At 59.9% G+C, this 20,628-nt stretch carries 20 protein-coding genes and 1 pseudogene; all 21 read right to left on the bottom strand.

All coding sequences use genetic code 11. The annotated features are described in order from the left end of the window. Positions 1–293: RHS repeat protein (locus tag G3O00_RS43350; RefSeq protein ID WP_241025141.1), on the bottom strand; the 293-nt coding region annotated here is incomplete at its 3' end. Between the two features lie 402 nt (positions 294–695). Further along, entirely contained in the window at positions 696–1,073 is a 378-nt protein-coding gene (locus tag G3O00_RS14625) for a barstar family protein (protein ID WP_206143392.1), read from the bottom strand. Positions 1,074–1,275: 202 nt separating this feature from the next. Next, positions 1,276–1,635, bottom strand: coding sequence for a hypothetical protein (locus G3O00_RS14620; RefSeq protein ID WP_206143391.1), 360 nt, complete (start codon positions 1,633–1,635; stop codon positions 1,276–1,278). A 177-nt stretch (positions 1,636–1,812) separates the two neighbouring features. After that, on the bottom strand, positions 1,813–2,409 hold the full coding sequence (locus G3O00_RS14615; protein WP_206143390.1) for a hypothetical protein: 597 nt from the start codon (positions 2,407–2,409) through the stop codon (positions 1,813–1,815). A gap of 259 nt (positions 2,410–2,668) precedes the next feature. Beyond that, positions 2,669–3,205, bottom strand: coding sequence for an RHS domain-containing protein (locus tag G3O00_RS14610; RefSeq protein WP_241025140.1), 537 nt, complete (start codon positions 3,203–3,205; stop codon positions 2,669–2,671). Positions 3,206–3,324: 119 nt separating this feature from the next. Then, positions 3,325–3,921, bottom strand: coding sequence for a hypothetical protein (locus G3O00_RS14605; protein ID WP_206143389.1), 597 nt, complete (start codon positions 3,919–3,921; stop codon positions 3,325–3,327). Between the two features lie 16 nt (positions 3,922–3,937). Next, on the bottom strand, positions 3,938–4,657 hold the full coding sequence (locus G3O00_RS43345) for an RHS repeat-associated core domain-containing protein (RefSeq protein ID WP_241025139.1): 720 nt from the start codon (positions 4,655–4,657) through the stop codon (positions 3,938–3,940). Between the two features lie 6 nt (positions 4,658–4,663). Then, positions 4,664–5,188, bottom strand: coding sequence for a hypothetical protein (locus G3O00_RS43340; protein ID WP_241025138.1), 525 nt, complete (start codon positions 5,186–5,188; stop codon positions 4,664–4,666). 73 nt (positions 5,189–5,261) lie between these two features. Next, a complete protein-coding gene (locus tag G3O00_RS14595; RefSeq protein WP_206143388.1) occupies positions 5,262–5,699 on the bottom strand; it encodes an Imm26 family immunity protein in 438 nt (145 codons plus the stop codon). Next, complete coding sequence (locus G3O00_RS14590) at positions 5,696–5,944, bottom strand: hypothetical protein (RefSeq protein WP_206143393.1); 249 nt, start codon at positions 5,942–5,944, stop codon at positions 5,696–5,698. Before G3O00_RS14590 ends, G3O00_RS14595 begins: the two co-directional genes overlap by 4 nt. Before the next feature lie 237 nt (positions 5,945–6,181). Next, a pseudogene (locus G3O00_RS43335) lies at positions 6,182–6,259 on the bottom strand (RHS repeat-associated core domain-containing protein); the annotation flags it as partial. A gap of 148 nt (positions 6,260–6,407) precedes the next feature. Continuing rightward, positions 6,408–6,743 (bottom strand): RHS domain-containing protein, encoded by a 336-nt coding sequence (locus tag G3O00_RS43330; RefSeq protein ID WP_346778979.1) that lies wholly within the window; start codon positions 6,741–6,743, stop codon positions 6,408–6,410. A 234-nt stretch (positions 6,744–6,977) separates the two neighbouring features. Then, positions 6,978–7,613: a hypothetical protein gene (locus G3O00_RS14580; protein ID WP_206143387.1), complete on the bottom strand. Its 636-nt coding sequence runs from the start codon at positions 7,611–7,613 to the stop codon at positions 6,978–6,980. A gap of 7 nt (positions 7,614–7,620) precedes the next feature. Continuing rightward, positions 7,621–11,934, bottom strand: a complete 4,314-nt coding sequence (locus G3O00_RS43325) for an RHS repeat-associated core domain-containing protein (RefSeq protein ID WP_346778978.1) — start codon at positions 11,932–11,934, stop codon at positions 7,621–7,623. Continuing rightward, positions 11,931–12,389: a DUF1795 domain-containing protein gene (locus G3O00_RS14560; RefSeq protein ID WP_206143385.1), complete on the bottom strand. Its 459-nt coding sequence runs from the start codon at positions 12,387–12,389 to the stop codon at positions 11,931–11,933. The genes G3O00_RS43325 and G3O00_RS14560 overlap by 4 nt, the downstream gene beginning before the upstream one ends. A gap of 17 nt (positions 12,390–12,406) precedes the next feature. Then, positions 12,407–14,545 (bottom strand): type VI secretion system tip protein TssI/VgrG, encoded by a 2,139-nt coding sequence (gene tssI / locus G3O00_RS14555; RefSeq protein WP_041493198.1) that lies wholly within the window; start codon positions 14,543–14,545, stop codon positions 12,407–12,409. Positions 14,546–14,940: 395 nt separating this feature from the next. Then, positions 14,941–15,450: an OmpA family protein gene (locus tag G3O00_RS14550; RefSeq protein WP_174931391.1), complete on the bottom strand. Its 510-nt coding sequence runs from the start codon at positions 15,448–15,450 to the stop codon at positions 14,941–14,943. 85 nt (positions 15,451–15,535) lie between these two features. Next, positions 15,536–16,804: a diguanylate cyclase gene (locus G3O00_RS14545; protein ID WP_174931324.1), complete on the bottom strand. Its 1,269-nt coding sequence runs from the start codon at positions 16,802–16,804 to the stop codon at positions 15,536–15,538. Continuing rightward, positions 16,801–17,508: a YfiR family protein gene (locus G3O00_RS14540; protein WP_206143384.1), complete on the bottom strand. Its 708-nt coding sequence runs from the start codon at positions 17,506–17,508 to the stop codon at positions 16,801–16,803. Before G3O00_RS14540 ends, G3O00_RS14545 begins: the two co-directional genes overlap by 4 nt. A 281-nt stretch (positions 17,509–17,789) precedes the next feature. Continuing rightward, a complete protein-coding gene (locus tag G3O00_RS14535; RefSeq protein ID WP_206143383.1) occupies positions 17,790–20,045 on the bottom strand; it encodes a molybdopterin cofactor-binding domain-containing protein in 2,256 nt (751 codons plus the stop codon). Between the two features lies 1 nt (position 20,046). Then, entirely contained in the window at positions 20,047–20,541 is a 495-nt protein-coding gene (locus G3O00_RS14530; protein WP_174931321.1) for a (2Fe-2S)-binding protein, read from the bottom strand. Positions 20,542–20,628 lie beyond the last annotated feature (87 nt).

The raw sequence follows: 20,628 nt of genomic DNA, 5'->3' as shown, positions 1-20,628 counted from the left end.
CCGTTGAGCTTCCGAATCCGCCGACCGAACGCGTCGTATTCGAAGTGCGTCGTCCCGACACCAAGCCGGTCCTTCGTCACGACGGTCTTCAACTGATTCCAGTCGTCGTACTCAAGCACCAGCTCTTTGGCCGGCCCGTGCCCACTCAGCTTGCGAACAAGCCTTCCATATACGTCGTACTCGAAGCGCTTGTCCTCGAACATCTTGAGCCGGTTGTGCTCAACGAAGCCTCCCGGGTGATCGCTCGACACCAGGTTCGCCGCCGCATCCCGGCGAAACACTTCCGACGGCAATCCCGCCCGGCCGCCTGTTCAATGCGACCGGTCGCGTCATAGCGATAACTCGTCGTGCCATAGCGCAGATCCCGCTTCTGGATCACGTCGCCTGCGGCATCGTATTGCCATTGCTTCGCCAACAACTCGTCCGCCGCCCGACCTCGCTGTGCAACTTGCCGAGCACGACGACCAACCGCGTCGTACCCAAAATGACTCGTCAGCTTGCCTTGCGTCCGCAGAACTTCCCGATGCAGATCATCGCGCTCAATGTCGGCGTCAGCTGGTCAACGGATAATTCTCGAGCACCTCTCCGCACTCCCGGCATTTCTACTTAATCCGATTTTTCAGCGACGGGCTACAAGTGACCAGCGTGTGCAACTCGGCATCGCAAAGATTCACATGTGCATCCCTTGCTCACACTCAACTTGAAGTTTGAAAAATCAGCAGCGTCTTTGCTCTGGATGCCGTCACGTTCGAATCAGCCAGCGACGCGCATAGATCGATGAGAATGTCCGTCACAATAGAAAAAGCTTCCGGCTCTAGTACTTTCATACGACCAGCGTTTGGCCAGAAGATGGCTATTCTCTCCTGCTCCACTTCGCTCAAACCCGACCACAGAGAATCTGCTAAAGCGTCCCAACTCCGATTGCTGTATAACGGTGGAACTAGAGGGCACGTGCTACGAACCGCATCAAAGAGCTGATCCTTGGATGCAATTCCTGCAGGCAAAAAAATGATCAACCAATCACCATGACCGCACTCTTCAGCGATGTGCTTCGCTTCGGTCGATTCGATCACATAAAGTCCCGGCCTATTCCGCATCATTAATCATCCGATCCGAACAAATGCGCGACTACCCGTACCGACACAACTCTCCATGCTCAACAATTAGTAGACAGCGTTCCGCACACCAACACGCGCAGGTTATACATGTGCGCGACGTGTAGCTATCCGGGCCGCATATCCGCATCGCACCCCAAGATGAATCCGCCCACAAAAATCAATTTCTAAATTCATCATTTTCACGATAACAATTCACCTCCTCAACAAACCACCTTACCCCCTCCCTCTTGGCAATCTTATTTTTTAAAATATAGTCCAGCTGATCCACCAACATCCAACACCTCAAGTTGTATTTCTCAACCGACTTCGGCATCTCCATATCCTCATCATCCAGATATATTTCATCAGCACTCAAATCCTGGATGTAATCCCACGGAATGTAAAAAAATCTCGACTCTTCCGGATTACGCTTCCACGAATTCAAGTTGACATAAATCCAGTCCTTTCCAGGCAAAGATGGAATATTTTCAATCAACTCAATCAGAGACTTATAAATTTTCACATTCGCATCGGTCATACATGACTTACTTTGTAGCCCATCGCCTGATCGCATTTCACCCGCACCACCGCGTTACCGATCCGTTTTTAATGAAAGGGACGTGATGCATACCACCCTTTACAGCCGAATATTTTGCGGTTGCAGCACGTGAGCAGGCATTGACATCACATCGTGCGCCTGCTCCCAATGCCGCTCCTATTCATCTACAATTTCTACTTTATCGACCCTAACCTTCTTCCATTTTTTTTGGCTAATTTTTTCGTAAACATTTTCGTTGACCAATATCCCAAGCTCAGCACAAGAAATCGGATCTATTGGACACTCTGATTTCGGCAAAAAAAACGGCCCTCTTTCTCGTCGAGATTTAAACCCGCATTCCGGACAGATATAGATCCGCTCATCCTCCGGAAATTTTCGGCCACCCAACATTAATGGAGTTCGCCCTCTCAATGTGACATAAGGACGAACCCCTGTGAAAGCGACGTAAGGCTGCTCTTCTCTTACCTCACCTACCTGAGAAAACACTTTCCCGATGTTTATATATCTATCGAGATCCTGCCCGAGTGCATCGCACATGTGGCGCGACATAACCCCAGGAATCAGACCAGAAAAAATTATATCTGCACGCTCACGAACTTCCTCCTCAAGAACCACGTCGAGAGCCGATTTGAAATATTTTTGGCGATGACAGGTTTTACAGAAAAAATCCTCATTCTGCTCATGCCATGAAGAATCGAAATCGTGCCTATCCATTCCCGAATAGCACAGGAGATAAATAAACTCATTTTTCATGGGTACACCTGAAATCTGCCATTAACAATATTATCCCAAACAGCACTTGTTAGTTGTGTTCCGTACTTTGCATCAACTGTTCTAGCCGCGTCCAGAGTTGCATCAAGTGCTTGACGTTGCATTCCAGGCGAGCTTCTCATTGCGGCTGCCCAGTCAGCAGTTCCGCCGCCCGGTCCGCCACCTCTCATACCAAACAGATCCTTTAGATTGCCATTCAATTGATTATGAAACTCAACGTGAGGATCTTTTGCAAGACTGATTAGATTTTGCTTCTGATTTCCGCCCAGGAATTTTGGAATAGGATGGTGACCTTGAGATGCACCGCAAAACCATCCCCACGGGTCGACCTAAGAAATAGGGTTCCGTGCATACTGGTATAAGTTGCTTCCCCCATCAACCCGATTGGATCCGGATTGATAAAGCGCCCGATGTCAGGATCGTAGAACCGGAACGTGTTGTAGTGCAGCCCGGTTTCCCGATCCAGGTATTGCCCTTGGAAGCGCAAGTTCTGCGGCCGTGGCACGTGGGCAGGAGTTGCAGAAGCCAATTGCGCCTCGCCCCATTCCGGCACTGACTGCTGCGGGGCCCGCGCGATCCATTCCTCCTGTACCGCGTTGCCCCAAACCTTGTAGCGCGCCTGCCAGATCAACTCACCATCGGCGCTGGTCAACTCCTCCGGCAACCCCGACACATCGTTGTGGAAATAGTAGACCGCATCCCGTGCGTTAGCATCGTTAGCCGCCGCCTTACCCTGATCGATCCGCGCCAGAGGCACATAGCTACTGGACGCATACAAGTACGTCAGTGCTTCCTCATCCTGACGATTCAGATACGCACGGCAAGTTGCTGCCTCCCGATTTACTTATCAAAATCACTCGCATCGATTCAACCCTCGCTTGCGAGCATTGACCTACATCACTTAGATGATTGAGCTACAAAATAGACAAGTGCGTTGTTAGTTAGATATTTTCCGTTCGAGCCATTGTATTTCGCTGCAGCATCCGGCCCAGAAAAAAAACGAGTTTCCGGCTTTTCACTTACGACTTCGGTCTCACGATTAACCAAGTATGTTTTAAGTGCGAATTTCTTGAATATTTTCCAAACCGATTTAACAAAAGCATCCATATCCGGCTCTGAGTCGGAGTCATAGGAAGCTGCCAAGCGTCCGTCTCGTAGGCACCCTGGCGCATATTTAGCCTCATGCGACCGGAGAAACTGAATCATTCCCGGGCCTACATTTCCGCCAATATAACCACTCCCGCCGGGGTGAGCGCCAACGAATTCATGCGTATAGCGTTCAACGCTGCAAATAGACTCGTCAATAATGACAATGTTGGAAAACGGCTGCCCGCAGCACTCTGTCATGCTGTCGTAGGCAGGGGGAATCGGCGCGCTCCAAATGTACGAATCGATAAACTTGACTCGCGGAATATGCGCTTTCAGTAGATCCGAGAACACTGCTTCATCGGCTGGCGTCATGAAGGTCTGCAGCGTCGGCATCTTGGTAGACAAAATGTACTCCTTTCATTCATTTGATGGCGACAGTGCCAGGGATCATCGTCGACGTATTCAGGTCGCCAGGTTGCAGTGGCGCACCTTTCACGACCGTGACAACAATTGCACTCGGATCCTGCTGTGTGATGCGATTCGCATTCGTCCATTCTCGTTGCGACATCCCATTCACCGAACCTTTATCGACTGTCTGGACATGGATGCTATTGCCTTGAGGATCCTGGAATGTCATGTCAGTATAAGAGCTTCCCTTACGTCCATTGCCACTGACCGGCGGAAGGTACGTTTCCGGTAGTTCGTTACCCATCAAAACATCACGTCCACCCGCAACATGCATATGAGTCGGATTATCAGCAAGATATTGATCTCTGACGTTATCCATATGGTTCTTGGTCGCCTGATTACCTCGGCGACACCATCCCCACGGATCGATCCAGGTTAGCGGGTTCCCGGCATAGTGATACAAGTTGGCGCCGCCGGCGAGCCCGATCGGATCCGGGTTGATGAACCGACCGATATCCGGATCGTAGAACCGGAACGTGTTGTAGTGCAGCCCGGTTTCCCGATCCAGGTATTGCCCTTGGAAGCGCAAGTTCTGCGGCCGTGGCACGTGGGCAGGTGTTGCAGGTGCCAGTTGCACCTCGCCCCATTCCGGCACCGATTGCTGCGAAGTCCGCGCGATCCACTCCTCCTGCACCGCGTTGCCCCAAACCTTGTATCGAGCCTGCCAAATCAACTCGCCTTAAGCGTTAGTCAGTTCCTCCGGCAACCCCGACACATCGTTGTGGAAATAGTAGACCGCATCCCGCGCATTGGCGTCGTTAGCCGCCGCCTTACCCTGATCGATCCGCGCCAGCGGCACATAGCTGTTGGACTCATACAAGTACGTCAGCGCTTCCTCACCCTGACGGTCGTGGTACGTCTCCTGCACGAGCCGCATGCCGTCCCACAGGAAGTCCGTACTCGCGTAACCGCCGTTGAGCTTCCGAATCCGCCGACCGAACGCGTCGTATTCGAAGTGCGTCGTCCCGACACCAAGCCGGTCCTTCGTCACGACGGTCTTCAACTGATTCCAGTCGTCGTACTCAAGCACCAGCTCTTGGGCCGGCCCGTGCCCACTCAACTTGCGAACCAGCCGCCCATAAACGTGGTACTCGATGCGCTTGTCCTCGAACATCTTGAGCCGGTTGTGCTCAACGAACCCTCCCGGGTGATCGCTCGACACCAGGTTGGCTGCCGCGTCCCGGCGAAACACTTCCGACGGCAATCCCAGCCCGGTCGCCTGTTCAATGCGATCAGTCCTTCAACGAAATCGGACCTGAGTACATATTGATAGAGAGTTATCTCTCCGTGAGTATCTTTTGGACAAGATCAAACCCACACACTTCCATCGTTGTGTATTTTGCGTAATCGGAAACAGGAATGCGCTCTATCTCTTCATCCCCATTGAATAGTCCACCCGCATAATTAAAAATCCTCATTTTCATTTTTTCATCAGATAAACCACAATTCCCGACAATAGGCCACTCGCCTTTCGCAATAAGCTGATTACCGGAAAATATAACCTTGACCTCCTTCTTGAATTTCAGAAAAATCATCGGGGGAAAGTCATCGATTCTATCGAGATTAAAATCTCGCCCCTCCTGAATTGACAAAACGCAAAAAGCAAATGCTTTTTTAAATTTACCTTGAGAGGAAAAAACTATCTGGCAGACGGAAAACCTCCCATCATTCAACTCAATGGTAAAAACATCTCCCTCTTTGTATGCAACATTCATAGTCCGTGACCTTGCAAAACAGAAAGTGCATCGTTCAAGATTTTCTGCCCCCATCCAGCACTATGCCCCGCGATGTCATAGGTGCTCGCATTAGGATTTTGGGGGCTATACGATCGAATCTGATTAAGAAGATTCGTTAGCGGATTGGTGGATTGCGCACCACCATTCAAGTCCATAATCTTCTGCTCCAAAAATTCCGCTTCAGACTTCGTCAAATTATTATCGAAAATAGTCAACTGTGCCAACTGGGACTTACCTGGCGTATTGGCATGAATTCCCAGTCGCGAAGGCGCATCGCCTCTACCGACGCACAAGATTTTCTGTCCATCATGCAAAACATAAAGTCCCTGTCCGTTGACTCGATCATAACTAGATCCGGTACCACCGGACTTACGTGTTGACGGCAGACCACGGCAGGGCGTCAAACCCCAAGGATCAACCCAGCTTATCGGGTTGGGCGCATATTGATAGAGGTTGATCCCACCGCGCAATGAGATTGGGTCGGGGCTGATGAACCGTCCTATGTCCGGATCATAGAACCGGAACGGGTTGTAGTGCAGCCCGGTTTCCCGATCCAGGTATTGTCCCTGGAAACGCTAGTTCTGCAGCCGTGGCACGTGAGCAGAAGTTGCAGAAGCCAATTGCACCTCACCCCATTCCGGCACCGACTGCTGCGGAGCCCGCGCAATCCACTCCTCCTGCACCGCATTACCCCAACACCTTGTATCGAGCCTGCCAGATCAACTCGCCATCGGCGTTGGTCAGTTCCTCCGGCAACCCCGACACATCGTTGTGGAAATAGTAGACCGCATCCCGCGCATTGGCGTCGTTAGCCGCCGCCTTACCCTGATCGATCCGTGCCAGCGGCAAATAGCTATTCGACTCATACAAGCACGTCAGCGCTTCCTCGCCCTGACGGTCGTGGTACGTCTCCTGCACGAGCCGCATGCCGTCCCACAGGAAATCCGTACTCGCGTAACCCCCAATTGAGCTTCCGAATCCGCCGACCGAGCGCGTCGAATTCGAAATGCGTCGTCCCGACACCAAGCCGGTCCTTCGTCACGACGGTCTTCAACTGGTTCCAATCGTCGTACTCAAGCACCAGCTCTTTGACCGGCCCATGACCACTCAATTTGCGAACCAGTCGCCCATATACGTCGTACTCGAAGCGCTTGTTCTCGAACATCTTGAGCCGCTTGTGCTCAACGTAGCCTCCGGGGTGATCGCTCGACACGAGGTTCGCCGCCGCGTCCCAGCGAATCACTTCGGACTGCAATCTCAGGTTTCAGGATAGACACGAATTTTTTCTTTATCACGAATTTCGAATATCGTTACACTATCCCCTTCCCCAATTACTTCAAGCACACGGTCCGGAAACGGGCCATCCGGCCAATGAACGGTAATGTTGCTGACGACTCCAGAGGAGCCCCGAGAATAAATCGTCTCAGTATATTCGAGATCATCCCTCTCAATTTGAAATGCCTTGTCAACTCCATCATTTATATTAGCAAACTGAACAATGCGAGTTATTTCCGAATCCGGATCTTCACGGAAGGTATCGTCATATACATATCGTGTCGCGACACCATCAGAGTAGTCATAAAACTCATCCGAGCGTACCCAATCACGGTTTTCAGCGGGCCCCATCAATTTTCCGTATTTGACTACATGTATGACACGTCCTTCATCGTCGTACGAATAGCAATATCGCCGAGGACCCGGTTCTGACTCGCCTTTCAACATACGACCGGGTTTGATTCCCAACATTTCCATACGATAAGGCTCGAGAGACCACGGCGCACCAACTCCCGTTCCCCATCGCCGTGATTTAGTGTTCTCCATGGCTGTTTGGAGAAATCGTGGATAAGCGCCGTCGCATTCACTCAGCAGTTTTACTAGACTCTCTTTTTTCATTTCTCACCTATCGCTTCGTGGGGAAAGTTTTCCCGCCTTTTAATTCACCCCTGAGATTATCCAACCCAGCGATGAACTCAGGTTTTGTTTTCGCATCAATCAGATTATCGAAAACATACTGCTTATACGCATCACTGTGAACCCCTTCTCCTGAATGAGCTGTCGACAAGTCGCCAGTGAGTCGCGAGTTCGCATCTTTGGGTAACCACGCGCCATTCTTGGCTCCGTTCAGCGGAACACCTAAATCCTGCATCTGTTGTCGTAGTGCGACCATCCTCGGATCTTTCGAGTTAGACATCACAATATGGTGAGCTCGATAGTCAACACTAGGTCTATTGCGAAGATTTTCCGCCAGTTCTTTCGCATCACTAGAGCAGGACCAGCCCCATGGATCGATCCAAGAGACCGGATTCGGTGCGTACTGGTATAGGTTGTCTCCACCTGCTAGCCCGATGGGGTCCGGATTGATGAACCGCCCAACATCCGGGTCGTAGAACCGGAACGTGTTGTAGTGCAGCCCGGTTTCCCGATCCAGGTATTGTCCTTGGAAGCGCAAGTTCTGCGGCCGTGGCACGTGGGCAGGAGTTGCAGAAGCCAATTGCGCCTCGCCCCATTCCGGCACTGACTGCTGCGGGGCCCGCGCGATCCATTCCTCCTGTACCGCGTTGCCCCAAACCTTGTATCGTGCCTGCCAAATCAACTCGCCTTCAGCGTTAGTCAGTTCCTCCGGCAACCCCGACACATCATTGTGGAAATAGTAGACCGCATCCTGTGCATTGGCGTCATTAGCCGCAGCCTTACCCTGATCGATCCGCGCCAGCGGCACATAGCTGTTGGACTCATACAAGTACGTCAGCGCTTCCTCGCCCTGGCGGTCATGGTACGTCTCCTGCACGAGCCGCATGCCGTCCCACAGGAAATCCGTACTCGCATAACCCCCATTGAGCTTCCGAATCCGCCGACCGAACGCGTCGTATTCGAAGTGCGTCGTCCCGACACCAAGCCGGTCCTTCGTCACGACGGTCTTCAACTGGTTCCAATCGTCGTACTCAAGCACCAGCTCTTTGGCCGGCCCGTGCCCACTCAACTTGCGAACCAGCCGCCCATAAACGTCGTACTCGAAGCGCTTGTCCTCGAACATCTTGAGCCGGTTGTGCTCAACGAAGCCTCCCGGGTGATCGCTCGACACCAGGTTCGCCGCCGCGTCCCAGCGAAACACTTCGGACGGCAATCCCGGCCCGGCCGCCTGTTCAATGCGACCGGTCGGGTCATATCGGTAGCTCGTCGTGCCATAGCGCAGATCCCGCTTCTGGATCACATCTCCCGCAGCGTCGTATTGCCATTGCTTCGCAAGCAACTCGTCCGCCGCCCGACCTCGCTGTGCAACTTGCCGAGCACGACGACCAACCGCGTCATACCCGAAATGACTCGTCAGCTTGCCTTGCGTCCGCAGAACTTCCCGATGCAGATCATCGCGCTCGATGTCGGCCACTGCAGCACCGTCAACGCGAATCTGGTGCACGTGCCCCGAACCGTAATGCAGCCAATCGATCGTCCGCTCGCCCGAGATCGTCGTGCTGACGCGGTTACCCAGCTCATCGTAAGCATGCGCAAGCCAGCCCGTCGGCGTGTATTCCTCTAGCACCTCACCGCGCGCCCCGTACTTCAGGCTGACCCGATTCTTCAGCGACGAACCACGAGCGGCCAGCGTGTACAACTCGGCCGACGCGATTCGGCTTGCCTTGTCGTACAGGTATTCACATCGCTCATGCGTGGCTTGCTTCGCCGTCAGTCGTCCGATCGCATCGCGCTCGTATCGTGTCTCGATCTTTCCATCCCGCACGATCGTGCCTTGGCCGCACACGTCGTATTCGTACGTGCGCTTGTGGCCATCGAGCCCGACCTGCGCAGCTACCAGATCGCGACGGTCATACTGAAAGCGATACGACTCACGATTTTCGTTGGTCAAGCTCGCGAGCCGGAACGCATCGTCGTACCCGAATCGCACGACGCGATTAGCCGCGTCGGTACGCGAAAGCAGCAATCCACGCGGATTGAGTTCATACCGCGTGCTGCGCTGATTTGCATCGACAACCTCAATGAGACGCCCAGCCACGTCATAAAAGAACGCCTGACGAGCACCATCGGCCGTCCCGATCCCCGTGACCCGCCCCATCGCATCCGTTTCGTACACGGTCGCCTGCCCGGCCGCATCGGTCACACGTGCCAACGCACCACGTGCGTCATACGCAAACCGCGTGACCTTACCGGAACAATCGGTATACGACGTCAACTGCGCACGGCCGTTCCACTCGAGGAACTTGTACCCACCCCGCGCATCACGAATCGTATGCACGAGCCCGCGCTCGTCCCGGTGATACTCGGTCGCAAAACCCGCCGGATCGCGCGTCATCGTCAGGTTGCCGAGATCGTCGTAACGGTAAATCCAGCGCGAATTCGCCGGATCGGTTTCCGCTACGGGCAGGTCGTAGTACCCGTTCCACTCGGTCCGCTCGACCTGGCCAAGCGCATCGATACGCTGCGTCTGCCGCCCGCGCTCGTCATATTCGAAGCGCGTCGTGTTCCCGGCCGGATCGGTCGTGCTGACCAACTGCCGCTTTGCATTCCACTCCAACTGCCACACGTGGCCTTCGGCATCCGTATGGCTCGTCGGCTGTTGATCCTCGTTCCACGTCCAGTGCGTCACACGACCGATCTGGTCGGTAATCGTCACCGAACGCTGCGCGAGATCTGCGTTGAACGTGTACGCTTCGCCGTCGTTGGTCCAGTGGCGCACGACGCGCGCATCGCGACCAACACCCTGCCACGCGTAAAAACACTGCAGACCGCCACGCAGCGTGTGCTGGACCATCAGTCCACGCTCGTATGCAAAGCGTCGCCCGATATGGCCGCTGCGATCGGTAACGGCCACCAGCTCGCCGGCATTGCTATACGCATACCGCACCAACGTGTCTGGTTGTTCGCCGTCGACACCTCGCGTCAGCTCGATCGCGGCAATACATTGCGAATGCAACTTATCGTAGGACAGTGTCAGCAAGCGACCGGCGCTATCGTGCAACCGTACGGGCCGCGCAACGTCGTCGTGAGCCTCTTGCTCAACCTCGATCCAGTTACCGTTGCGATCTTCGAGGCGCCACAGCTTGAGCGTCTCGCCATCCGCATCGGTACGAGCACGACCGAAATCGCGATACACACCGTCGACCGTCTCGACCACGTAGTGGCCACCCTCGGTGCAGATCAGGTAAATGCCTTCCGGCACACTGAAATGGCTCTCACCCGGCGACACAGCCGGGAACACGATCTCGCGCCCCTGCTCGTCCCAGTACGTAATCGACGCAACCTCGCCATGTTCACGCGCAAGCCGCAACTCGACGCTGATCGGCACACTCCATCCTGTCCCGAACAGGCTGTCGGCACGATCATCGAGGCTGCTATAGAAACGCTGCCAGACGATCGGCAGCGGCCCGGGCAATACGAAGTCGGTATCGTCCGTGCCATCGAGCACCTTGCTGCCGGTAATGACGTTAACCGGATGCCCCGCCGACGGCCGCGCCAGACTACCCAGCCAGGTACCGAACGCACCCGCCGCGAAATTCATCGCGATACACGGCACCTTGCTCTTCAGAAAGTTGCCCCAGCTCATCTTCCCGCGGCCGCACACCGCGAGCGCGATACCGAGCGCAGCCCCCAGCCACCCGAGCCGCGTGGCCGACTTCACGTCCCGCACCCGCTGCGTCCCACCGCCGATGAAAACGTTGTCCGAGCCTTCGGCAATCGTCCCGTCGCACGTCGTCTTGTCGCCAACCCGCGCGGCCGGTTGATCGTTGATATAAACGCTGCCCGACCCGTCCGCAATCATCTGCGGCCCCGGATGATCGGTACACGCAACGGTATCGAGATCGCCCGGCTTCGCCGCCCGTGAAGCCGGCTTGTTGTTGACGTAAACGTTCCCCGACCCGCTTGCGATCTTGCCTTTGATCACGGGCGGCACGAGCGAATTGGCCACCGACTTCGCACCGTCGTCGATGGCCTCGTTCATGCCGCTCGCTTCCATCAGCGCGCCCGAGCCGACCGCCACGCCTACACCGATCGCAATCACGAGCGGCGTCGCCAACCCCGCGGTGCCGATCTCGAGCGCAGCGAGGCCGGCGAAGATCAGCCCCTCCATCGCCTCTGCCACCAACGCACCGACGATGGCGCCGCCGACCACGGACCCGACCGTGCCGACAAGCTCCCCCATCAACGTCGTGTGCTGGATCGGATCTTCGAAGCGAGCGGCCGCGAAGTTTTCCGCGCTCACGACGCGTCACCCGGCCCGAGCAGGGACGGCCGCGCCGCGCGCGGCTGGAAACTGGCGAGCATGCGTTCACCGATCGCCTGCTGTTCTTCGGTCAGCGGTGCCGCGCTGGTCAACGTCATCACCAGCACGCGGCCGGCGTCGTCCGACGGAAACATCGTCTGCACCTGGTGCCAGAGCCTGCCGTCGCGCTCAAGCGTGGAATCGATCTGAACGCCCGCACGGGAACCCACCGTCACCGGCCGACGCGCTTTCTCGGTCAGCATCCTGGCGTCGCGCGACGCCACGTCCCATTCGCGCGCGACGAACGCGTCGAGATTCTCCCCGTCGCGCAACCGCCCGCGGGCGATCACGAGATTGAGGCCGCCGGGGCCGGCGTTCATCACCAGGATGTTGACGGTGCGGTCGAGCGCAGCGTCCGGCAGTTCGAAGGTGCCTTCGTGGATTGCGTAGTGCATGGCTGGTTTCGTTCGTCTTATTTGTTGAGGTCGATACGCGTGCCGTTGACCATCACGCCGTCGTCGGTCATCAGGATCACGGAGCCCTTGTGCTCGAGGCGGATGCCTTCCGGCGCGAGCGAGATCGAGCTGTCCATCACCTTCAGCAGGATGCCGCGCTCGGCCATGTGGACCTGCGTGCCGCCGCCGCCATCCTTGGCCGGCGTCATCACCTCGACGGTGGTCGCGGTCGTGCTGCGCTTCTCGGCGATCGTCTCGGTCAGGTTGCCCTGCGGAATCTGCTTCTCTTCGCTGCCCGTCGCCACCAGCACGGTACGCATCGGCCCCAGCACCTTGTGCGTCTCGTTGTTCTCGACGACGGTATTCATGTCCTTCTGCGCATGCATGAAGAATTCCTGCATGCCGTTCGTGTCGGTCATGCGGATTTCGTTCGACCCCTGCCCCTTGTGCGTCTGGCTCTTGATCCCCATCGTCTGGCCGGCCGCACCGTGATACGGGTTGCCCTGCTCGCCGTTGAACACGCGGCCGACGATCACCGGGTTATCCGGATCGCCCTGGTTGAACGCCACGAGCACTTCCTGCTTGATGCGCGGAATCGCGGCCGCGCCCCAGCCGTCGCCCGCCCACGGTTGCGATACACGCACCCACATCGAATCGGAGCCGTCCTTCTTGCCGCGCCGGTCCCACGGGAAATGCACCTTCACTGCGCTGCCGTTCGTGTAGATTTCCTCGCCCTTCGGCCCGACGACCATCGCCGACTGCGTGCCGTGAATCACCGGCTTCGGCGTGCCGCGCGGCGCGCGATACGGCACCTTCTTCGGCAGCAGCGCGAAGCTGTTGCGGTACGGCAGCTTCGCGCTGTGCTGCGTGTAGTCGTTCACCGCCTCGTGACGCACCTGCAGGATCACGTATTCCTGGTTGTTCTCGAGCACCGGGTGATTCGCCACGGTGACGGCGCCCGCTGTGGTCATGCGCCACGCGTAGCCGCCGCCGGTAAAACGATGGGCCTGCGCCTCTTCGGCTTCCATCGCGAAACGGGCGTAGCGGTTACCGTCGTCGCCGTGGTCGTACAGCGACTGGTGTTCGAACCGCTCGGTCGCGTCGAGCCGCGCATGCTTGAGGTTCTGCGGCCCGGCCTCCACCAGCATCAGCGGCGACGACGGGTTCTGGTGGTTGAAGTCGCGGAACGTGACCTTGCCGACGCCGAAACGCCGGCCTTCGTGCAGTTGGTCGATGCCGCTGTCCTCGCTCGCCTCGGTGGCCGCGAACGGCACGGTGGCGAGCCCGTCGATCGGGCGGAACAGCAGGTTCGAATCGCCGATCACCAGGATGTGCTTGTCCTTCTCGTAGCGGTGCGTCCAGACCAGCCCCTCCTGCTCCATCAGCCGCGCGCAGAAGTTGAAGTAGCTCTCCTGGTACATCACGACGTATTCGAGCGGCTTCTGGGCCGTCCGGATATCGAACACGAAATCGGAGAAGCCGTGCTCCTGGAAGATCTCGGTGAGGATGTCCTGCGCGGTCTTGTTCTGGAAGATCCGGCAGTCGGTCGAGCGTGTCAGGAACCAGAACCACGGCACCGCCGTCAGGTGATACTGCGTGACGTTGCCGGGGTTGCCGGCCCGGTCGAACGACGCGACGTAGCCGTCGAAGTATCGGTCGTTGTCGGCCGCGCCCGATGCGACGACGCGCTCCAGCGTCGACAGGCGAGCCTGCTGGTCGAACCGGATCTTCACTTGCTGACCGATCAGATCCTCGGGGCGCAGGTCGTGGCGATGCGACAGCAGGTCGAGATGGATTTCCGGCAACCGGTTCACGTGCTCGTCGACGACGGCGGCGCTGACCAGCAGCACGTCCGGGCCGAGCGGCGTATCGAGCGTCACGTAGCGGTTGAGCTGGGTCAGGCGCGCGGGGTTCGCGGCGCCGTTGATCGCCTCGGCGATCGCACCAGGCGTCTTGTCCATCAGCGAAAAGCCGGTCTGCGCGAGCTGCATCGCGCGCTGGACGGTGTCGACGTGCCCGGCCAGGCCCGCGAGCGGCCCGAGACTGCCGGCGACACTCGACGCAACCGGGCCGGCGAGTCCGCCGAGCGCGCTCAGCGAGCCGAGCGCACTACCGCCCATTCCAGTGGGAATACCCCCGTTCGGAGCGAAACTCATTCTTGTTCCTTCTTGTGGTCTCAGGTTCCAGGTGCCGGCTGACCGGCCCGAAGCCCCGATAATGTAGGACAAAACCCGGACGCGTGAAAGACACCCGCAAACGTTTCCGCTCAGGCCCTCGATAATACAAAAACGGGCCGCCCAGGCGCGGCTGCTCATACCGACGCACCGCGCCGGCACGCGCGGAACACGACACAATCTGCATGAAACGTGTGACAGATCCGTACGGGGCGAGGCATCGCCCCTGTCACGATGGAATAGTGCGAACACTCTGGAAGGAAACGCGCGCCGGCTGGCGCTACAGCGCCACTACGCGCTATCGATCATCGCGTTCGATAGCATGATTTCCGGCGCTTGCACGCGCCTTTCACCCTGCCCGGGGAAACCGCCCCGGTTCAGCGCGGCGACACCACGATCGCCGCCCGCCGGTTCTGCGCCCGCCCGCCAGGCGTCTTGTTATCCCCGACCGGATCGCTCTTCCCCTTCCCGACGATCGCGACGCGCTTCGTATCGAGCCCGACGTCGACCAGTTCAAGCGCAACGACCTCCGCCCGCCGCCTGGATAATTCGAGGTCATACTCGTCCACGCCTTCCTGGTCCGAGTAGCCATAGACCCGTACCCCGTTAATCCCCGCCGACCGGAGCGTGCGACCGATCCGTTCGACGATCCGCCGCACATCGGGCTTGAGGTTGTACCGATCGAAATCGAACAGGATCGGCCCGGTCGAGCCGAACTCGAAACCCTGCTGGGTTTCCTGGAAGCCGGCCGACTTGAGCGCCGTGACCTGCGTCTGCGTCAATCCACGATGAAGCGGCGGCGCCTTGCAGCCGCCCAGCAGCATGCACAAAAGCAGCGCGCTGCCGACGCACAAGCGCCCAATGCCCACCGGAAACATGTTGTTCATCATTGACCCCTTCGATTGCACCCGCATCGCGAGCGCTCTTTCAACCCACTGCCGCGGCCTCGCCCGCAGCGTGAAACGATGAACCTCAAGCCGCCCCCGCGACCCCTTCCGCCAGTTGCCACGAGCCTGGGCGGGCGCGCTTGGCGCGGTACATCGCGGCATCCGCCGCCCGCAGCAAACCGCTCGCATCCGACGCGTGATCGGGATACAGCGCAACGCCGGCACTCATCATGGTGGCCACCACGCGGCCGTCGGACAGCTCGATCGACGGCGCCATGCCGGACAGGATCTCGTCAGCAATACGACATACGCTACCCGCTTCGCGCACGGCCGGCAGCATGACCGCGAATTCGTCGCCGCCCAGGCGCGCGACCAGGTCGGCCTCACGCACCTGCGTGCGCAGCCGTGACGCGATGCCGATCAGCACCGCGTCGCCGGCGTCGTGGCCGAGACAGTCGTTGATTTCCTTGAAGCGGTCGCAATCGAGATACAGGATCGCGACCCGCTGCCCCGTCACCCCGGCTTCGCCGAGGGCGAGTGCCAGACGCGACTCGAACTGCACGCGGTTGGGCAGCCCCGTGAGCGCATCGTGCGTCGCCTTGTGTTCGAGCGACGCGTTCTCGTCGCGCAGCGTGTTCTGCCAGTCTTCGAATTCGTCGAGCAGCGCATTGAAGTCGTCGCCGAGCTGGTTGAGTTCGGCAATCGACGCCGGCTCGACGCGCTGCGCGAACGCACGTTCGCGCCGCACTGCGTGGGCGACGCTGGCCAGCGCACGCAACGGCGAAACGATATTGCGCAACAGGCGCTTCGAGCTGATATACGCGCCGATCACGCTGACGGCCAGGCAACCGAGAATGCCGCCCACGCCGCCAAGCAGGAATCCGAAGAACTGATGGCCACGGCCGCGCACGACGACGTGGCCGACGACGATGCCGTCATGCACCACCGGCGCGGTCACGGGCCCCGGCAGCGCGAGGTCGGCGACGACGCGCTCGAGCCGCGCGATCCCGCTGCCGGCAGGCAGCTGCCACGTCGCGAACGGCTGGCCCTTGCTATCCGTCACCACCACCTGTGCGACGTCCTCGTCGCCGGCGATCAGCCCGATCGCCTCGGCCGCCGCGACGCGGTCGCCGAACACGAGCGCGGCCTCGACCGTATAACCGAGCGAGCGGGCCAGCAGGTTCAGGTTGTTGCCGGCATATGCACGCAATGCGATCACGGCCACCACGATCAACGACACGGCGGCCATCGCGACAGCGACGAACGCAAGGCGCAGGTGCGCGCGACGCAGCACGCTTTGCAGCGTCGGGCGCGGCACGCGCCGCAGCGAAACGGGCGGGGCGGGCCGTGTCATGGTGCCCCCGGCCGCCGCGCGAGATTGAGCACGTTCGGATGCACGCGCACGCCGCTGCGTGCGACCGCGTCGAGATTGATGTCGAACGACACACGTTCGCCGTCGACGTTGAGACAGAACATGCCGCCCGCGGTGCACGATGGATCGTGTTCCGAAATCGTCAGCACCGGATGGCCGGCCACCGCAACTCTCACGCGCGCTCGCTCATCTGCGCCCAGGTTGCCGAGATAGACGATGTCGCAGGCGATGCCGAGCGCGGGATCGTCGAAGCGCACACGCTGCACGTCGAGCAGTGTCGAGCCGGCCTGCAGCGTGTCGGTCAGGCCGCGCGCGTAGTCGGGGCGGCCCGTGACGCACAGATGCAGGCGAACGGGTGTCGTCGGCCAGTGGGTGAAGCTGATGATGCCCAGCACGACCTGACGCACGGCCGTGTCGTGTGATGCAGCAGAGGAATCGGCAGAGTCCGCGGGACTTGCGGCAGCAACGATGCTCACCGCGTCGGCCGGATCGACAACCTCGGCGGACGCCCCGGCAAGCACGGCCTGCGCGGCCCCCAGAACGCAAACGATTGCGGCCAGCGCGTGCCGCAGCGGAGCGGTTCGACCAGGACGGCCGGGCACCGTTCGCGCGGCGATTGCCGCCGCGTCCGCTGGCGTCGCTGCAGTCGCGAGACTGACAGCCGACGCGCACACTTTCGCATCCATGATGGCAACATCCGCTGGCGTCGCTCCGGCGCTGCCTCCCGCCTCCCTCCATGCGCGTGCAGGCACCGAATTACGCGCATGATGGCTTCATCTTAGGTAAAAATTCGCATCACCAACCAGTGGGAAACACCCGCGAGCAGCGGGAGAAAGTCTGCGGAATCGGCACTAGCGCACGACGATGCCGGCGAACGCGTTCGCCGACGTCGATCCGGTTGCGACGTCGGCAAATTGATCAGCGGATTGGCGGCCGATGCAGGTCAAACTTCATACGTTCCGCCACGCTACGCGATCGCCGACAAATCGAAAGGCGTCTCCCGCAACCGCTTCCCCGTCAGCCGGAACACCGCGTTCGCGATCGCCGGCGTCACCGCCGGGCTCGACAGCTCGCCGACACCGCCCGGCTTCGCCGGATCGCCCTGCACGATATGAATGTCGGTATCCGGCATGTCGCTCATCCGCATCACGCGATACGTATCGAAGTTCGACTGCTGCACGCGGCCGTGCCGGAAATCGATGCGATCGGACGTCGCATGGCCGAGCCCCCACATCAGGCCGCCGTACAGTTGCTCGTCGACGCCGGCGGGCGACACCGCGATCCCGCAATCGGCGACGCACGTCAGCTTCTCCACGCGCACCGCGCCGTCCTTGCGCACGACACGCGCGACCACCGCGACATAGCTGTCGTACGCCTGGTTCGTCGCGATGCCGAGTGCGACACCGTCCGGCAACGGCTGCCCCCACCCCGCCCGTTGCGCCGCTTCACGCAGCACGGCCGCATGGCGCGGCCGGTCGCGCATGTGTGCAAGCCGGAACTCGACCGGGTCGCGCCGTGCCGCATGCGCAGCCTCGTCCATCACCGATTCGACTGCGAACACGTTCGGGATGTAGCTCACCGCGCGAAACCAGCCGGTCGGCACGCCCGTCTCCATCCGGATCCAGCCGATGTCGCGATGCGGCGCCGCGTACGCGAACTCCCATTTCGTGAGCGCCTCGGTCGTGCTGAAATCCATCCGGTCGGTGCGCTCCAGATAGCCGGGCTCCCACTGTTGCGGCGATGCGGGCATCACGCCGCGCAGCCACAGCGAGGCCAGATTGCCCTGCGCATCGAGCACGGCGCGCGCGCGGTGGTAACTTGCCGCGTGATAGAACAGCGCACGCATCTCGTCCTCGCGGCTGTTCATCAGCTTCACCGGCTTGCCGGTCTTCACCGCGAGCCACGTCGCCTCGAACAGCCAGTACTTCGATTCGCGCGCGCCGAAGCTGCCGCCCGACACCAGCTCGTGCAACGTCACGCGATGCGAAGGAATGCCACCGATCACTTCAGCCGCTTCCATTGCGGTGGACGGCACCTGCAACCCGCCCCAGTATTCGATGCCACCGTTGCGCGCCCACACGGTGAGGTTGATCGGCTCCAGCGGATTCGCGGCCTTGTGCGGCATCGCATACGACGCCTCGATCGTGCGCGCGCCGGCCGCGTGCGCCTTCGCCGGATCGCCGTCGGCAATCGTCGGCACGACGCGCGCGGCCGGATCGTCGACCCACGCGGCCTGGCGCGCGGCGAGCGTGCTGCTGTCGAACGTCTCGAACAGGCTGTCCTCCCATTCGATCGTCAGCGCGGCCTGCCCCTTGTGGGCTGACCAGTAGTCGTCCGCGAGCACCGCGACGCCGGCCTGGTTACCGCCGAGCACGTCGGGGCGCGGCGGGATCTGCAGCACGTCGCGCACGCCGGGAATCCCGAGCGCCGCCTTCGCATCGACACTGCGCACGCGGCCGTCGATCACCGGCGCACGCGTGACGACCGCGACCAGCATCCCCGGCAGCGACACGTCGATGCTGTACGGAAACGACCCGTCGGCCTTCTGCGCGGCGCCGCGCTTCCTGCGCAGCTTGCCGATGTAGCGGAACTGCGCGGGATCTTTCAGCACGACCTGTTTCGGCGCCGGCAACTGCGCGGCCGCCGATGCGAGCGAGCCATACGTCGCCCGGCGGCCGCTCACCGCATGCAGCACGGCGCCGTCTGCCGTCGTACACGCAGCGGCGGACACGCCCCATTGCTGCGCCGCCGCCTCGACGAGCATCGCACGCGCGGTCGCGCCCGCACGACGCAGCCGGTCGTACTCCATCGCGACGCTCGTGCTGCCGCCGGTCGAAAACACCTTCCACAGCGGGTGGATGTAGTCCGCAAAGAACGGATCTTCCGGTGTGATCACGTCGACCCGGAACGGATCGGCGTCGAGCTCCTCGGCCACCACCGCCGCGAGTGCGGTGCGCGTGCCGGTGCCCGAATCGTGCTTGTGCACGACGAGCTTGATCGTGTCGTCGGGCAGCACGCGCACCCATGCGTTCGGTTCGAATTCGCCGGCGGACGGATGGGGATCGCCGCTCGCGTTCTTGCCCGCGGCCGCCGCGTCGGGCATCCGGAAGCCGATCGCGATGCCTGCGGCAAGCAGTACCGAACTCTGCTTGAGGAAGCGACGGCGCGGCGTGCCGTCGTCGTGCGGTGCGTCCGATGCATCCGGTGCGTGATCGTCGCGCATGTCACGCCTCCTTCGCGGGTTCGACCGCGGCCTTCAGCGCCGGATCGCCAGACGCCGCACGCTTGATCGCACGGTGAATGCGCGCATACGTACCGCAGCGGCAGATGTTGCCCGACATCGCCTGCACGATCGCGTCGTCGTCCACCGGCTGCCCGCCCTTCAGCAACGCGGCAGCCTGCATCAGTTGCCCCGGCTGGCAATAGCCGCATTGCGGCACGTCCTCGGCCACCCACGCGAGTTGCAGCGGATGGCGCCCGTCCGGCGACAGCCCCTCGATCGTCGTCACGTGCCGCCCGTGCGCGGCGACGGCCGGAATCAGGCACGCGCGTACGGCCTGCCCTTCGAGATGCACGGTGCACGCGCCGCACAGGCCCTTGCCGCAGCCGAACTTCGTGCCGGTGAGCTTGAGCCGGTCGCGCAGCACCCACAGCAGCGGCATATCCTCCGGTACATTCTCGAGCGAATGGCGTGTATCGTTCACGACGATGTCGATCATGCGCTGTCTCCTGATTCGCATTCATGATGTCGGCCCGCGTCCGTGGCGCGGTTCCGGAGCATTATCGAAACGCGATGCACGGGTACG

The sequence above is a fragment of the Burkholderia sp. Ac-20384 genome, from assembly GCF_017104605.1.
Taxonomy (GTDB): Bacteria; Pseudomonadota; Gammaproteobacteria; order Burkholderiales; family Burkholderiaceae; genus Burkholderia; species Burkholderia lata.
This window is presented reverse-complemented; position numbering and strand designations above follow the sequence as displayed.

What these genes read in the sequence shown, in the direction of transcription:
- G3O00_RS14535 (WP_206143383.1), bottom strand. Translation starts at nt 20,045, where the DNA reads ATGCGCGACGATCACGCACCGGATGCATCGGACGCACCGCACGACGAC.
- G3O00_RS14615 (WP_206143390.1), bottom strand. Translation starts at nt 2,409, where the DNA reads ATGAAAAATGAGTTTATTTATCTCCTGTGCTATTCGGGAATGGATAGG.
- G3O00_RS14540 (WP_206143384.1), bottom strand. Translation starts at nt 17,508, where the DNA reads ATGGATGCGAAAGTGTGCGCGTCGGCTGTCAGTCTCGCGACTGCAGCG.
- G3O00_RS14595 (WP_206143388.1), bottom strand. Translation starts at nt 5,699, where the DNA reads ATGAATGTTGCATACAAAGAGGGAGATGTTTTTACCATTGAGTTGAAT.
- G3O00_RS14560 (WP_206143385.1), bottom strand. Translation starts at nt 12,389, where the DNA reads ATGCACTACGCAATCCACGAAGGCACCTTCGAACTGCCGGACGCTGCG.
- G3O00_RS14530 (WP_174931321.1), bottom strand. Translation starts at nt 20,541, where the DNA reads ATGATCGACATCGTCGTGAACGATACACGCCATTCGCTCGAGAATGTA.
- G3O00_RS14580 (WP_206143387.1), bottom strand. Translation starts at nt 7,613, where the DNA reads ATGAAAAAAGAGAGTCTAGTAAAACTGCTGAGTGAATGCGACGGCGCT.
- G3O00_RS14550 (WP_174931391.1), bottom strand. Translation starts at nt 15,450, where the DNA reads ATGAACAACATGTTTCCGGTGGGCATTGGGCGCTTGTGCGTCGGCAGC.
- G3O00_RS14545 (WP_174931324.1), bottom strand. Translation starts at nt 16,804, where the DNA reads ATGACACGGCCCGCCCCGCCCGTTTCGCTGCGGCGCGTGCCGCGCCCG.
- G3O00_RS14620 (WP_206143391.1), bottom strand. Translation starts at nt 1,635, where the DNA reads ATGACCGATGCGAATGTGAAAATTTATAAGTCTCTGATTGAGTTGATT.
- tssI (WP_041493198.1), bottom strand. Translation starts at nt 14,545, where the DNA reads ATGAGTTTCGCTCCGAACGGGGGTATTCCCACTGGAATGGGCGGTAGT.